Source organism: Rhodococcus sp. KB6, from assembly GCF_001445685.1.
Classification (GTDB): domain Bacteria; phylum Actinomycetota; class Actinomycetes; order Mycobacteriales; family Mycobacteriaceae; genus Rhodococcus_F; species Rhodococcus_F qingshengii.
Genome location: NZ_LNAK01000134.1, coordinates 257871 through 271236, shown reverse-complemented (window position 1 = coordinate 271236; position 13366 = coordinate 257871). Strand labels below are relative to the sequence as shown.

Annotated in this window: 15 protein-coding genes; 6 read left to right on the top strand and 9 right to left on the bottom strand. The window is 61.9% G+C overall.

Annotated elements, in window-relative coordinates:
* Positions 1-25: 25 nt before the first annotated feature.
* Both nusA and rimP read right to left on the bottom strand, forming a co-directional pair.
* Positions 26-1057, bottom strand: coding sequence for a transcription termination factor NusA (nusA, locus tag ASU23_RS21230; protein WP_003942738.1), 1032 nt, complete (start codon positions 1055-1057; stop codon positions 26-28).
* Positions 1054-1674 carry a ribosome maturation factor RimP gene (rimP, locus tag ASU23_RS21225; RefSeq protein ID WP_050655155.1) on the bottom strand — a complete coding sequence of 207 codons (621 nt, stop codon included), beginning with the start codon at positions 1672-1674 and terminating at the stop codon, positions 1054-1056. Before rimP ends, nusA begins: the two co-directional genes overlap by 4 nt.
* Before the next feature lie 271 nt (positions 1675-1945).
* On the opposite strand from rimP, the gene ASU23_RS21220 reads away from it, so the two are divergent.
* Entirely contained in the window at positions 1946-2395 is a 450-nt protein-coding gene (locus tag ASU23_RS21220) for a hypothetical protein (RefSeq protein WP_042450877.1), read from the top strand.
* Positions 2392-2847: a ferritin-like domain-containing protein gene (locus tag ASU23_RS21215; RefSeq protein ID WP_058038655.1), complete on the top strand. Its 456-nt coding sequence runs from the start codon at positions 2392-2394 to the stop codon at positions 2845-2847. The genes ASU23_RS21220 and ASU23_RS21215 overlap by 4 nt, the downstream gene beginning before the upstream one ends.
* Positions 2848-2900: 53 nt before the next feature.
* Here ASU23_RS21215 and ASU23_RS21210 read toward each other — a convergent pair whose 3' ends face one another.
* On the bottom strand, positions 2901-4325 hold the full coding sequence (locus ASU23_RS21210) for an MFS transporter (protein WP_047271367.1): 1425 nt from the start codon (positions 4323-4325) through the stop codon (positions 2901-2903).
* Positions 4326-4408: 83 nt separating this feature from the next.
* Here ASU23_RS21210 and ASU23_RS21205 point away from each other — a divergent pair, with 83 nt between their 5' ends.
* The 3 genes from ASU23_RS21205 (at position 4409) to ASU23_RS21195 (ending at position 6465) form a co-directional block, all read left to right on the top strand.
* Positions 4409-5044 carry a TetR/AcrR family transcriptional regulator gene (locus ASU23_RS21205; RefSeq protein ID WP_003942694.1) on the top strand — a complete coding sequence of 212 codons (636 nt, stop codon included), beginning with the start codon at positions 4409-4411 and terminating at the stop codon, positions 5042-5044.
* A 93-nt stretch (positions 5045-5137) separates the two neighbouring features.
* Positions 5138-5635 (top strand): nuclear transport factor 2 family protein, encoded by a 498-nt coding sequence (locus ASU23_RS21200; protein ID WP_058038654.1) that lies wholly within the window; start codon positions 5138-5140, stop codon positions 5633-5635.
* On the top strand, positions 5632-6465 hold the full coding sequence (locus ASU23_RS21195) for an SDR family NAD(P)-dependent oxidoreductase (protein WP_058038653.1): 834 nt from the start codon (positions 5632-5634) through the stop codon (positions 6463-6465). The genes ASU23_RS21200 and ASU23_RS21195 overlap by 4 nt, the downstream gene beginning before the upstream one ends.
* Here the strand turns inward: ASU23_RS21195 and ASU23_RS21190 are convergent.
* Together ASU23_RS21190 and ASU23_RS21185 are read right to left on the bottom strand one after the other, a co-directional pair.
* Positions 6427-7383: a DMT family transporter gene (locus ASU23_RS21190; protein WP_007735024.1), complete on the bottom strand. Its 957-nt coding sequence runs from the start codon at positions 7381-7383 to the stop codon at positions 6427-6429. The genes ASU23_RS21195 and ASU23_RS21190 overlap by 39 nt on opposite strands.
* A 91-nt stretch (positions 7384-7474) precedes the next feature.
* Positions 7475-8767, bottom strand: a complete 1293-nt coding sequence (locus ASU23_RS21185; RefSeq protein WP_042450882.1) for an aromatic acid/H+ symport family MFS transporter — start codon at positions 8765-8767, stop codon at positions 7475-7477.
* A 159-nt stretch (positions 8768-8926) separates the two neighbouring features.
* On the opposite strand from ASU23_RS21185, the gene ASU23_RS21180 reads away from it, so the two are divergent.
* A complete protein-coding gene (locus ASU23_RS21180) occupies positions 8927-9352 on the top strand; it encodes a pyridoxamine 5'-phosphate oxidase family protein (RefSeq protein WP_003942732.1) in 426 nt (141 codons plus the stop codon).
* A 75-nt stretch (positions 9353-9427) separates the two neighbouring features.
* On the opposite strand, the gene ASU23_RS21175 is transcribed toward ASU23_RS21180, so the two are convergent.
* From ASU23_RS21175 to ASU23_RS21160, 4 genes are read right to left on the bottom strand one after another with little or no spacing between them, the layout of a single operon-like run.
* Positions 9428-10207: a ketosteroid isomerase family protein gene (locus ASU23_RS21175; RefSeq protein WP_030535621.1), complete on the bottom strand. Its 780-nt coding sequence runs from the start codon at positions 10205-10207 to the stop codon at positions 9428-9430.
* Positions 10204-11934: an acyl-CoA dehydrogenase family protein gene (locus tag ASU23_RS21170; RefSeq protein WP_007735018.1), complete on the bottom strand. Its 1731-nt coding sequence runs from the start codon at positions 11932-11934 to the stop codon at positions 10204-10206. The genes ASU23_RS21175 and ASU23_RS21170 overlap by 4 nt, the downstream gene beginning before the upstream one ends.
* Positions 11935-11992: 58 nt before the next feature.
* Positions 11993-12652, bottom strand: a complete 660-nt coding sequence (locus tag ASU23_RS21165) for a rhomboid-like protein (protein ID WP_003942804.1) — start codon at positions 12650-12652, stop codon at positions 11993-11995.
* Between the two features lie 22 nt (positions 12653-12674).
* Positions 12675-13346: an O-methyltransferase gene (locus tag ASU23_RS21160; RefSeq protein ID WP_058038652.1), complete on the bottom strand. Its 672-nt coding sequence runs from the start codon at positions 13344-13346 to the stop codon at positions 12675-12677.
* Positions 13347-13366 lie beyond the last annotated feature (20 nt).

Here is a 13366-nt window from a genome sequence, read left to right as displayed (position 1 = left end):
CCGTCTCGATCACTGCATTCCACCGTTATCCGTTGGACGTGGCGGGCCGGTCGGACGCGTCGCCAACGGGTGCCGCATCGCTACGAATGTCGATACGCCAACCCGTCAACCGCGCAGCCAGGCGGGCATTTTGACCCTCTTTTCCGATGGCCAACGAAAGCTGGAAATCGGGCACGATGACACGGGCCGCACGAGCCTCGGGATCGACGACAGTGACGGAGACCACTTTCGACGGGGAAAGTGCGTTGCCCACAAACGTCGCGGGATCTTCGTCGAAGTCGATGATGTCGATCTTCTCCCCCGCGAGTTCGCTCATGACGTTGCGGACGCGCTGACCCATCGGGCCGATGCATGCACCCTTTGCGTTGAGCCCCTGCACACGTGAGGCAACGGCGATCTTGGAACGATGTCCCGCTTCGCGCGCGACGTTGATGATCTCGACGCTGCCGTCCGCGATCTCTGGAACCTCGAGTGCGAACAACTTGCGAACCAGGTTCGGGTGGGTCCGCGAGAGGGTGATCTGTGGGCCGCGGGCTCCGCGAGCAACTCCGACGACGTAGCACTTGATTCGCTCACCGTGCTCGTAGTTCTCGCCGGGAACCTGTTCTGCAGGCGGCAACAATCCCTCGGCGCCATTGGATTCGCTGCCGATTCGGACGACGACCATTCCGCGGGAATTCGCACGCGTGTCACGCTGAATGACACCACCGACGATTTCACCCTCATGGGTCGAGAACTCACCGAAACTGCGCTCGTGCTCGGCGTCGCGCAGACGCTGCAGGATGACCTGGCGTGCGGTGGTCGCCGCGATGCGTCCGAATCCCTCGGGAGTGTCGTCCCACTCCTCACCGATCATGTTGCCGTCGGCATCGGTGTCGTGCGCCATCACTCGCACCGAACCGGTCTTGATGTTGACATCGATCCGAGCGTTCTGCTTGTGCCCCTCGGTGTGGCGGTACGCCGTCAGCAGCGCGGTCTGGATCGTGGCGATCACAGTTTCGATCGAGACACCTTTTTCGGCTTCGATCGCTCGCAACGCTGCAATGTCGATATTCACTTGTCGAACCCTTCTTCGTTTTCTACGTCTTCTAATTCTGCTTCGTCGTCTTCGACACTGTCCACGCCCGAGTCCTCGGTGAGGTCAACCGCATCCGAAGGAACTGCGCGCCCCTCCGGGATGCCGCCCGCGAGTTCCAACTCCGCCTCACTGGGCTTCGAGAACTCCACCTGAACTACAGCCTTTTGAACGTCGCCCAGTGCAATCTCGCGCACGGTCAGTCCGCCACGGCCACCGATGACAACTGCCACGGAATCGTCGTTCATCGTTCCGATACGGCCCACCACGGTCTCGCCGGCCAGATCGATTCGCGCTTTACGTCCGCGAGCCCGACGCCAGTGACGATCGAGCGTCAGTGGGCGGTCAATTCCCGGGGAGGTCACCTCGAGGGTGTACGGCGTTTCACCGATTTCCTCGAGGGTGTCGAAAAGTTCCGAAACGAGTCTGCTGATCTCCGCGGCGGCATCGAGCTCGATCCCAGCATCGCTGTCGACCATGATGCGCACCGCGCTGTGCTTGCCCGCACTGGTCACGACAACGTCGTCGACGTCGTAACCCTGGGCGTGCACGAGTTCGGAGATCAGCTCGATCACCCTCTCCCTGGATGGCACCGGCATCTCGCGAACTCCTCATTTCAGTTGTCGTCGATTGTCCGACTTGTGTCGACTGTCGACGTGGGCGGCTGCGAGCATGAAAAGACACCAGGTGCCACATGCTGCAAGCATCCAAGAGTACCGCTCATTGCGCGTCTCCGTGACCAGAGTGCCCGACGCACGTCACACTTGAACACGTGCCGCGGATTCGAACGATCGGCCGACCACCTGGCACGATGGACTGGTGCTGACGCCCATGACTACTACCCCACTCTCCCGGCGGAGTGCGCTCAAGATGACGGGAACAGCAGCGTTGGGCGCTGCTGCCTTCTCGTTGTCCGCCTGCACCGACAACGGCACAGCGGAGGCGGCTGCAGAAGTCGACCAGCTGACGGCCCAGGCCGATCGAGCCCGCTCCGACGCGGCAGCCGCAACCGCCGCCATCGCTCTTGCGCCGGACAAGTCGGCATCACTGACCACGATCAGCGCCGAACGCACAGCGCATGCACTCGAACTCGACGCCGAGATTGCGCGAGCAGCGGGCAGCGGCGCCGCTACGACCACAGCGCCCCCGTCGACCTCGGTCGCAAACGCTCCTACGGGCGTCGAAACCTTGAGTACCTCGCTGGCCGATTCGGCGCGCAGTGCCGCGGACCTCGCTCGGACGATGTCCGGCTATCGCGCGGGCCTGCTCGGTTCGATCAGCGCGTCGTGCTCGACTCAGGTTGCGGTGTTGCTTCCGTGATCATTTCGCACACCCGTCGATCCGAGAGTTCTGCCTTGCTGACCGCAATCGAATCAGAGAATGCCGCGATCTTCGCTTACGGAGTGGTTGCCGCGTTTTCGAATCCTGCCCGTGTCAACGAGGTTGCCACGCACACAGCAGCGCACCGCGCACGACGTGATGCGCTGGTTGCCCTGTCGACCGACGCGGGCGTGACCCCGCCGACAGCCGCGGCAGCGTACGAGATCCCGTTTCCGGTGACGGACGCCGTTACCGCGGCACAACTGGCAGCACAGATCGAATCCGACACCGCCGTGACCTACAGGGCATTCGTCGAACAGGTCGATACCGACCAACTCCGCACATTCGGAATCGACGGCCTGACCGATGCGGCAATCCGCGGCGCCGGATGGCGGTCCGCGCTGGGAACCGCTCCGGCCACCTCAGCGTTCCCGGGGGACCCGACTTCGTAACTGCTGTGCGCCTTTATTAACCCCCGGCGGTTAATAAAGGCGCACAGCAGTGCTCAGGCCTTGCGATGCGAGGGCACGAACCACGCCGCGACCACGGCCACTAACACGAAGCAACCGCCGACGCGCAGTGCAGGTGTCAGCGCATCTCCGTAACCGAGGGGCGTGAGGGCACCGCCGGCGGCAAGGAAGACCGCAGTGAGAACCGCGATTCCCAGTGCAACACCGATCTCACGAAGCGTCGAGTTGGTCGAACTGGCCGTTCCGTGATCAGGCTCGTCCATGTCGACGAGTACCGCCGTCGAGCTCGGCGCGAAGGTCAGGCCCATGCCGATGCCCGCCATCAGTAGAGCCGGAACCAGCGACCCGTACGTCACGTCGGGACCGATCAACGCTGCCAACCAGAACAATGCTCCGGCCTGGAGCAACAGACCGGTCAGCAGAAGCGAACGGAGCCCGACCTTCGGCGCCAGAAAACCGGCGAGAGGCGCGAAGATCATCGGCGCTGCCGTCCACGGAAGCGTCCGCAGGCCTGCTTGGAACGGGCTGTAGCCCATCACGATCTGGAGGTACTGCGACAGCAGGAACACCGCCCCGAAGATTCCGATCGAGAAGGTCAAGCCGATGACGTTCGCCATCGAGAAGCTGCGTGAGCGGAACAGACGTAGGGGCATGACCGGATGCGAGGTCTTCATCTCGCGAAGCACGAACAGTGCCAACGCGACTGCGGAACCGACCAACGACGCAACTACTCCAAGCGACCCCCAGCCCTCGTCGTTGCCGTGAACGATCCCCCACACCGCCAGGAACACACCGAGTCCGGCGAGTGCGACACCGGGAAGGTCGAGAGGCTGTGTGCGACCGGTCGATTCACGCAACGCATACAACGCGAGAGGAACAGCGACGATCGCAACCGGCACGTTGATCCAGAAGATCCCCTGCCACGAGAACCCGTCGACTACCGCTCCACCGACCACGGGACCCATCGCGATCCCCAGGCCGGAGACGCCACCCCACACGCCGATTGCCATGGCACGCTTGGCTTCCGGTACCGCTGCCACGAGGAGAGTGAGTGAGAGCGGCATGATCGCGGCAGCGCCGGCGCCCTGAAAGGCTCGGGCCGCGATGAGCAGGCTTGGTGTCGTCGACAACGCCGAAGCAATCGACGCCGCCGTGAACAGCCCGATCCCGAACACGAACATCTTGCGGCGCCCCCACCGATCGCCGAGCGTCGTCGCCGAAAGCATCAGCGTCGCAAAGCAGAGCGTGTACGCATTCATGAACCACTGAAGTTGCCCGACGGACGCATTCAGCTCCTTCTCGATCACCGGCAGCGCGCTCGTCATCACGAGGTTGTCGAGGGTGGCCATGAACATGGGCAGAGAGGCAGCAACCATCGCTATCGCGATCGGAACCTTACGTCCTCCACTGCTTTCCGACCCGGATGCGGCGTCCGATCCGGACTTCGTCAAAACGGTCATCGTGATTCCTCGAGTGAAGGTGCCTTAAGGCATCGGATGATTACTTAAGTCGAAACTAAGCTATCCGGTGATAACGTGTCAACATGTCGATCGGTGCAGCTGAACCACGTACCCGCAGGATGAGCGCACCGGAACGTCGCGCGTTGGTCCTTGCCGCGGCAACGCGAGCTTTCGCAAAGGGTGGATACTCGGGGACCAGTACGGACGCCGTCGCCAAGGAAGCCGGTGTCTCGCAGCCCTACGTCGTGCGTATGTTCGGAACCAAGGCAGATTTGTTCCACGCAGTGTTCACGCGCGCGCTCGACGAAATCGTCCGCACCTTCAACGACAAATTGGATACGGTCACGATCGATCCGAGCAATCCGCAGTTCTGGGCCGAACTCGGATCCGCCTACGGCGAGCTGGTTCTCGACCGAGATCTACTGCTTGTCATGTTGCACGGCTTCGCCACCAGCACCGATGATGTCGCCGCCGTCTCCCGGAACGCCATGTCCGGCATCTACACCTTGCTGCGCGAGCGCACCGGTTGCACACCCGAGCAAGCGCGTTTGTTCATCGCGAACGGGATGCTGATCAACAATCTGCTCGCAATGATGGCGCCCGAACACGCCGAAGAAGATCCAGCCCTCGGCGAGCTCTGGGGCAGCGTCTTCAGCGACTCGACTGCGATCACGCTCACCGGCGACGAATCCTCGAGCGAAACCGACACCGATTCCTGACCGGTCACTGGGAAAAACTACACACATGTGACTGAGGACACCCTACAGTCGATCCGACATGTCTCCGGGAAACCCAGACGAAAAGGACCGACGTTGGATCTCGCACAACGCCTCGACGCGCTCGAACAGATCGAGGAAATCAAGAAGCTCAAGCACGGCTACTGGCGAGCATGTGATGCCAAGGATCCAGTTGGGTTCCGCAACAGCTTCATCCGTTCCGGAGCGTCGATCGACTACGGCCGCCTCGGCGCCTTCGACGACGCGGGGCCGATGGCGGACATCTTCGAGAAGATCGCTCTTCGCAAGGTCGACGGCCGGTACGCGGTCCTCGACATGCATCACGGATTGCATCCCGACATCACACTGACCTCGGAGACGTCGGCGGTGGGGCGATGGGCTCTGCAGTTCCGCCAGATCGACACCGTCGGGCGCACCGAGAAGTTGATGACCGGCGAATACGACGACAAGTACGTGATCGAGGACGGTATGTGGAAAATGAGTCAATGCCATTTCACGGAGACGTGGTCGATCACCACTCCCCTTTCCCCGGACGCTGACATCGCCGAGGGTTCGTTGGGTGGGCGGCGATGACGACGAACGGAAAAGTTGCGCTCGTAACCGGTGCCAGCCGGAGCGTCGGCAAGGGCATTGCCCTCGCTCTGGGAAGCGACGGGTGGACGGTGTACGTGACGGCACGAGGAACCGTCGGCGCCGACGGCCCACTCGATCACACCGCGGCGGAGATCACCGAGCGCGGTGGTCACGGCATTGCCGTGCAGTGCGATCACGGCGACGATCAGCAGATCGTCAACCTGTTTGCCCGCATCGCCGAAGAGCGGTCAGGCCGCCTCGATCTTTTGGTCAACAACGTCTGGGCAAACCCGGCGGGTTATGCAGGCTTCGCCGATCCGTTCTGGAAGAGGCCGATCGACGATTGGGATTCGCTGATCGGAATCGGACTGCGCGCCCACTACGTTGCTTCGGTGGAAGCGGCGAAATTGATGGTTCCCCGGGGCAGTGGAGTGATCGGCAACATCTCGTCGTTCGGCACCCGCGGGTACCTGCACTCTGTCCTGTACGGGATGTCGAAGGCAGGTTTGGACAAGATGGCCGCGGACATGGCTGTCGAATTGAAGGGGACCGGCGTCACCGCACTTTCCTTCTGGCTCGGGTTGATCCGCAACGAGCGGATGGAGGCGAGTGGGATCGAGAGCTTCGAAGGCTTCTCACTGGCCGAGGCCGAAACCCCGGAATTCGTCGGCCAAGTCATCACTGCATTGGCCAACGATCCAGAAGTGAACGCGCGCAGCGGTCACACACTGATCACCGCCGAGACGGCCGTCGAGTACGGAATCACCGACGCCAACGGGAAACAACCGGCGTCACACCGCAGTGCCTTCGGTGGCGGCCCGCTTTTCTGATTCATCAGTAGCAGTGGTCGCGTCGCGTGCCGGCACAGCACGCGGCGCTGCCACTCGCGCCTTCAGGGCAAGCCAGGCACACCCGATGACGACGACACCGCCGGCCACGATCGAGGGCGACAACGTCTCACCGAGTATCAGCGCCGACCAGGCAATGCTGAGCACCGGTTGAACCAACTGTGTTTGGCTCACAGTGGAAATGGGACCGATCGCCAGACCCCGGTACCAAGGAAAGAACCCGAGAAACATACTCACGCATCCCAGGTAGGCAAACGAAAGCCACGAATTCACATCGGCAGAGACCGGAGCCTGGGCCATGGACGCCACCGTCAACGCAATCGTGACCGGCAGTCCGAGAATCAATGCCCAGGCAATCGTCTGCCACGACCCGATCTCGCGGGCCAGCAACGCACCTTCCGAATATGCCAGCGCTGCACACACAACCGCGGCGAACAGAAGAAGATCAGCGAGATGAAACGAGCCGAGTCCGCCGTTTGCAATCGCCACGAACCCTACGACCGATACCGCGCCGGCGGCGCTTGCCCACCAGAATCCCTTACTGGGACGCTCTTTTCCTCGGACGACCGCAAATACCGCGGTCGCAGCGGGAAGTAGCCCGATCACGACTGCCGCGTGACTCGCCGGCGATGTCTGCAACGCAAACGTGGTGAACAGTGAAAACCCCAGTACCGCACCAACAGTCACGAGTGCGATGCGCAACCACTGCCGAAGCGTCGGAAGCGTCGCGCGAGTAACCGACAGCATCACAATCGCAAGGGCCCCGGCAACGACGGCGCGGCCCGCGCCGACGAACAGGGGGTCGAGATCCGCGACGGCGACCCGCGTGAGCGGAACGGTGAACGAGAACGCCAGCACACCGAGCAAGCCCCACCACAAACCGGATCGAGACGATGGCATCGGTAGCGGTGCCTGCGGCGCGACGATAGCGCTACTCTTCATACTCATGTTTTACGATAGCAGCAGCACGCCAACCAGCGAAACTGGTATTTCAGGTGCGCACCCGTGTGCAGGAGATAGAAATTGCTCCGAGCAGTCCGACGAGCGCGAAAGCGTAGAAGCCCCACGGCACGGCGTAACCCGCGCCCAGGAGGACTCCGCCCAGGATCGGGCCACAGATCGCACCGACCCGGCCGACACCTGCCGACCATCCGAGCGCGGTCGCGCGAATCTGAGGTGGGTGATTGGCGCTCGTGAAGGCGTAGACCAGTACCTGCGCACTGAACACGAAGCATCCGGCGAGGAAGACCATCACGTAGATTCCGAACGACACCTTCACACTCAGAAGCGCCAGGAACAGTGCAGCTCCGGCGAACCACACGATGGCTGCAGTCCGCGGGCCGATCTTGTTCGCGACACCCCCGGCGATCAACAGCCCGACGACGGCGCCGGCATTGAGGATCAGAAGGAACGTCAACGACGCCCCGAGGTTGTAACCGGCCTCACGCATGATCGTCGGAAGCCACGTGTTCAATCCGTAGACGAGCAGCAAGCCCATGAAACTGGTGATCCAGATGGCGATGCTGTTGCGCAGGAACTTCGAAGAGAACAGTGCGCGAACGGGATTGGCGGCTTCGGCGCGCTCAACTTCGGACGTGGGCGCAATCTCGAGTTCGACTCCGTAACGGGCAGCGATTTCCTCGGCTTCGGCACGCTTTCCGTGAGCGAGAAGGTACGACGGGGATTCCGGCAGATACCGCAACATGAGTGGAATCAGGGCGACGGCAGGAAGTGCGCCCACAACGAACATCGCTCGCCAACCGAAAGGTTCGATCACGACGAGCGCCAGCGCTGCGGTGGCAACGGCGCCGACGTGGTAGCCGGTCATCAGCATGGTCGACGCAGATCCACCGCCTTGTTTCTTCGAGAATTCGTTGACCAGAGCCAATGCCGTCGGTAGGGCGCCACCCAGCCCCACACCGGCAAGGAAGCGCAGCAGCCCGAAGATGAACGGATTGGGCGCAATTGCGCACAACAGAGTCAGAATCGAGAATGCGGCAACGGCGTACAGCAGCGCGCGGCGTCGACCGATGACGTCGGTGAGAGTGCCGATGACGAGGGCGCCGATGGTCATGCCGATGAGCCCGAAGGTCGAGATCATCGTGATCGTGCCCGTACTCAAACCCCACGCGTCGTAGTCGAGAAGCGAAGGAATGACCGCGCCGAGTACGACCAGGTCGAATCCGTCCAGAAGCACAGCGATCCAACACAACGGTGCTACCCACATTGCGGCACGCGCCCCAGGCGAACCGGTGATTGAACTCGACTGCGTATGTGCGGTCATCGGATCCTCGACATTCACTGCTTGTGGGCGTTCGCGACCGGTTGGGATCCAGTAGTTCGGATCGAAACGTGTTCGCATTGCGAACGCCTGTTCATAATGAGCACATCGATTGTGTACGGAGTCACAACGCCATGTCAAACGTCGCGGTAATCTCGAGGAATGGCACTCTCCGAAAATGAGCGTGAACAGTTCCTGGCCGAACCCCACATCGGGGCGCTGTCCGTGGCGGACGGCACCGAGCGCGGTCCGTTGACCGTCCCGATCTGGTACCTGTACTCACCCGGTGGCAAACCATGGATCCTCACGGGCAAGGATTCGCGAAAGGCACGACTCATCGAGTCGGCCGGGCATTTCTCGTTGATGGCCGAAAGGCTCGATCCGACAATCCGTTACGTCAGCGTCAGCGGATCCGTCGACAAGATCGTTCCGGGCACCGACGAGATGCTGGTCGAAGTCTCGCGGCGTTACCTGGCTCCGGACAAGGTCGACGGGTATCTCGAATTCGCGCGATCGCAGTTGGGCGAACAGGTAGCGATCTACATGAATCCGCAGCACTGGCTGTCTGCGGATCTCGGGGCGATCTGACAATTCTCAGAAAAGCGAAGGCTCGGCGCGCCGGAGTGGCGCGCCGAGCCTGACCTGCATGTGGAGGGCTCTATGTCAGCTCTCGGTGAAGAAACGCACCCGATTGAGTCGATGACCGCTCGCCTCGAAGCCGAACAATGCGATGGCCGGTTCCCCGCACACGATGACGCTCGCCGTCACGGTGCGACCGGCAACCAGCATCTTGCTCTTCGTCACGCCGGTGAGCAGAGCGTTGACATCAGCGTTGGACAACTGCGTCCCCGCCGGAAGCTCGACGGGTACCGGCGGCGTTCGGCCGACAGCGGCCGCATCGAGGAACCGCGACGCTGCCTTCTTGCCTTTGTCTCCGACGCCGAAGATGCCGCGCGAGAACCCGAGCGCCCCGCCGATCCCCTGGTTCGAGAGCAACTGCGGCGTCAACTTCGCGGCCGCCTTCACCCCCGCCACACCAGCAGTCGCGAGCTGGCTCAACATCGTCGCCAATTCCCAATGCGCATAGAGGGTTCCGATCCGCAAGGAATCGGGCTCCCCCACCAAGTCGTAGCGCAAGTGCATCGGAACGTCGAGAACGACTCCGGTCGACATCTCGGTAGCGAGGCTCAGATCGCGCCACACCGTCCGGCCGCACACGATGTCGCGCTCGACATGGAAGGTGATCGAATTGGGGGCGATGAACGTGTCGTAGAAACTCTCGATCGCCGCCTGACCGTTGTGCGGACGTGAACCTACAGGGTCGTTGACCTGTCCGTCGCCGGCAAACAGGGCCACCCAGGTCGAGCGGTCATGCGCGCCGACGGCTTTCGGGGATCCCTCCACGACGGCCATCAACTGCTCGCGCGTCACCGGCGCGGTCATGCGCGCATCTCGTATGCACCGTCGTACGCCTTGACCTGCTGCCACACCCGGTCGAAGCGTTCACTGTCGACAACAGGCTTCCGCACCGCGGCCAGGGCCCACTTCTGCTGCTCGGGTGTCGACGACGGCTTTCCGTGCAGTGCGATCGCGTATCCCGAGAAGTCACGAATCTGGAAGTCGAAGATCTGATCGACAACGTCGGCGTCGAGCCCGCTGATCTCGGCCTGTTCGAGAATCAGATGACCGTAGACGACGAGAGAGAACAGGTGCCCGACGTTGAGCATGAAATCGAGATCCTTCTGCTGCTGTGCGTCCGGCGCTGCAGCAGTGAGCAATTCGGTGAGCGCGATCGCCTGCTCGTAAAAACGGGCGACGTTCGGAATCGAAGAGTGCTTCTCGTAGACGGGCTTCCACTCGTGGAACTGAATCTTCGCAGCGCCGCGGGTAGGCCCCTGGTTCCAGAAGAACTCGTCGTCGGCGGCGTCGTCGCGCGTGACGATCTCCGGGAACTGCGCCGAGTTGAACAGATAGTTCGGCAAGAACTTGAGAATCAGGCCGACGTTGACGTGGACGGTGCCCTCGAGCTTGGGCAGCGTGCCGATCATCTGCGCTGCCTCGCGGAAGTACGTGGACTTCTCGTATCCCTTGGCTGCGATCACATCGTGCAGCAACCCGACCACCTTCTCACCTTCGGAGGTGACCTTGGCCTTGGTCATGGGATTGAACAGCAGGTAGCGACGGTCCTCGAGGCTGGCGCTGCGGAAGTAGTCGACCGCCCGCGCACTGAACTGCTTCATCGCGATCAGACGTGAGTACGCGTCGACGAAGGCGGCGCGAACGTGGGCGAAATCCGTGACGGGATTGCCGTACAGAATTCGATTCTGCGCGTGAGTGATTGCCTCGAAGAACGCATGCTCGGTGATGCCGATGGAGCCGGTGCAGAGGTTGAACTTTCCGACGTTGACCGTGTTGAGCGCGGCCTCGAATGCGGCGACGCCGGTGTGCAGAATGTCTTCCTCGCGCACCGGGTAATCGTCGAGGCGGAAATTGCTGACATACATCTGCCCGCGCAGGACGTTGTCCACTAGCTGATAGTTCGGATGTGCACTGTCGGCGACAAAGAACACGTAGCCTTCGGGGCCCTCGACGTCGGTACGACGCCCGAACACAGACACCATTCCGGCTACGTTGCCGTTTCCGATGTAGTACTTCTCGCCGCTCGCGCGGAAGGCGACGTCGCCGTCGGTGGGAGTGAGGAGCATGTCGGTGGAGTACACGTCGGCGCCGTGGTCGCGCTCGGACAGCCCGAACGCCATGACACCACCGTCGGCAAGTTCCTGCGCTGCACGCTTCTTCGCAGCGTCGTTGTCACTCATCCAGATCGGTCCGAGTCCGAGGATCGTGACCTGCCAGGCGTACCAGTAAGCGAGTCCGTAAAAACCGAAGATCTCACTCAAGGCCGCGTTGCGGGCACCGTCCCAACGACGGTTCTCGTCACCGTCGGCGAATGCCGCCGGAGTCTGGAACGTCGCGAACAACTTCTCCTTGCCGACAAATTCGAGAAAGTCGGAGACCCACACGGCGTCGAGGTCGTCCTGAAGCAGTTGCTTCTTACCGCGGCTCTCGAACCATTCGATGGTGGCTCGCAGCAAACGGCGGGTCTCCGGATCGAACTGAGCGGGGTCGTAAGTATGGGGGTTGAAGAGCAATCCATCGGTGCCAGACACGTCATTACCTTTCGTCGATGACGCTAAACTACCAGCGGGTAACTTTCCGCGGTGCGATTCATGGAAGACCTGCGATTCTTCGCGAATGCCACAGGTCCATCGGATTCCACGTGCCGGCCCGAGCGCGCGTGATCGGGTAGCACGCCAACCCGAGCAACAACGCAGACATGTGGCCGATGGCGGTGAAATTGGTGGCGAAAATCAGAGGTACACCATAGAAGAGCAGCAACCCCGCGAGATAGACGTATCGCCACGGATCGACGATTCGATATACCAGAATCCCCATGACGCCGGCCAGACCGTAACTCACACCCACGTCGAGAGTGTTGACCGCCGACTCCGCCACGTATCCGTGCCGAATACCTTCGTACAGAACACCTTCGCTGATGTACGTGGCTCCGACGTGGGCGATGACGACAACACACAGCCACCGCCATGTCCCGAGCCAACGCTCAGCCGTTGCATGAAAGATGGTGAAGAGAACCAGGTATCCCAACCAACCGCCACCTTCGAGCCAGAAGGCACTCGAGAACAGGACTCGTAGCGGGTCTTCGGCCAGGTGATGCAGATTGGTCGAGCGCTTGCCGAGAAAACGCTCCTCGACATTGTCAGGCAGATGCCGCAGGAACAGCGTGGTGAACAGCAGGGCCAGCAACCAGACGTAGGTACCGGGAGCACTGCGCACCCATCGCCATGCCGCCTTTGCTGCCCCCAGCATCCTCACCGCTTCGAGTCTGCGCTCACTCGTTCACTACTGCAACGGCAAACCCGTCCCATCCCTTCGAACCCACGGTTTGAATGGCGGTGCCGTCGAGTTTTGGCTCGGCCGCGATCATCTCCAACACCGCTCGACTCGCTTTGACGCGCTCGTCGTCGATCTCCGGGTTGGACACGTGTCCCCCACGCACCACGTTGTCCACGATGATGACGGTTCCGGGATGCGAAAGAGCCAGCGCCCACCGCACGTACTCGGTGTTGTTCTCCTTGTCGGCGTCGATGAAGACCAAGTCGAAAGGTCCCAACTCTTCTTTCGCGATCAACGGGAGACTGTCGAGCGCAGCCCCGACGCGGATGTCGACACGGTCAGCCAGTTCGGCGCGCTCGATATTTGCCCGAGCGACATCCGCGTGGGTGGGATCGAATTCCAGCGTGATGACCTGGCCCGAGGGACCGACCGCGCGAGCGAGCCAGATCGTGCTGTATCCGCCGAGCGTTCCGATCTCGAGAACATTGCGCGCCAAGCACATTCGCGCCAGAAGGTTGAGGAGCTTGCCCTGGTTCGGCGCCACGTCGATGGGCGGGAGACCTGCCTCGGAATTGGCGGCGAGTGCCGCGTCGAGAACCGGATCTTCACCTACCAACGTGGAAACGAGATAGCCGTCGACTTCTGCCCAATCCGGTTCGCGTTCCATAGCCACGATTGTGGCAGAAA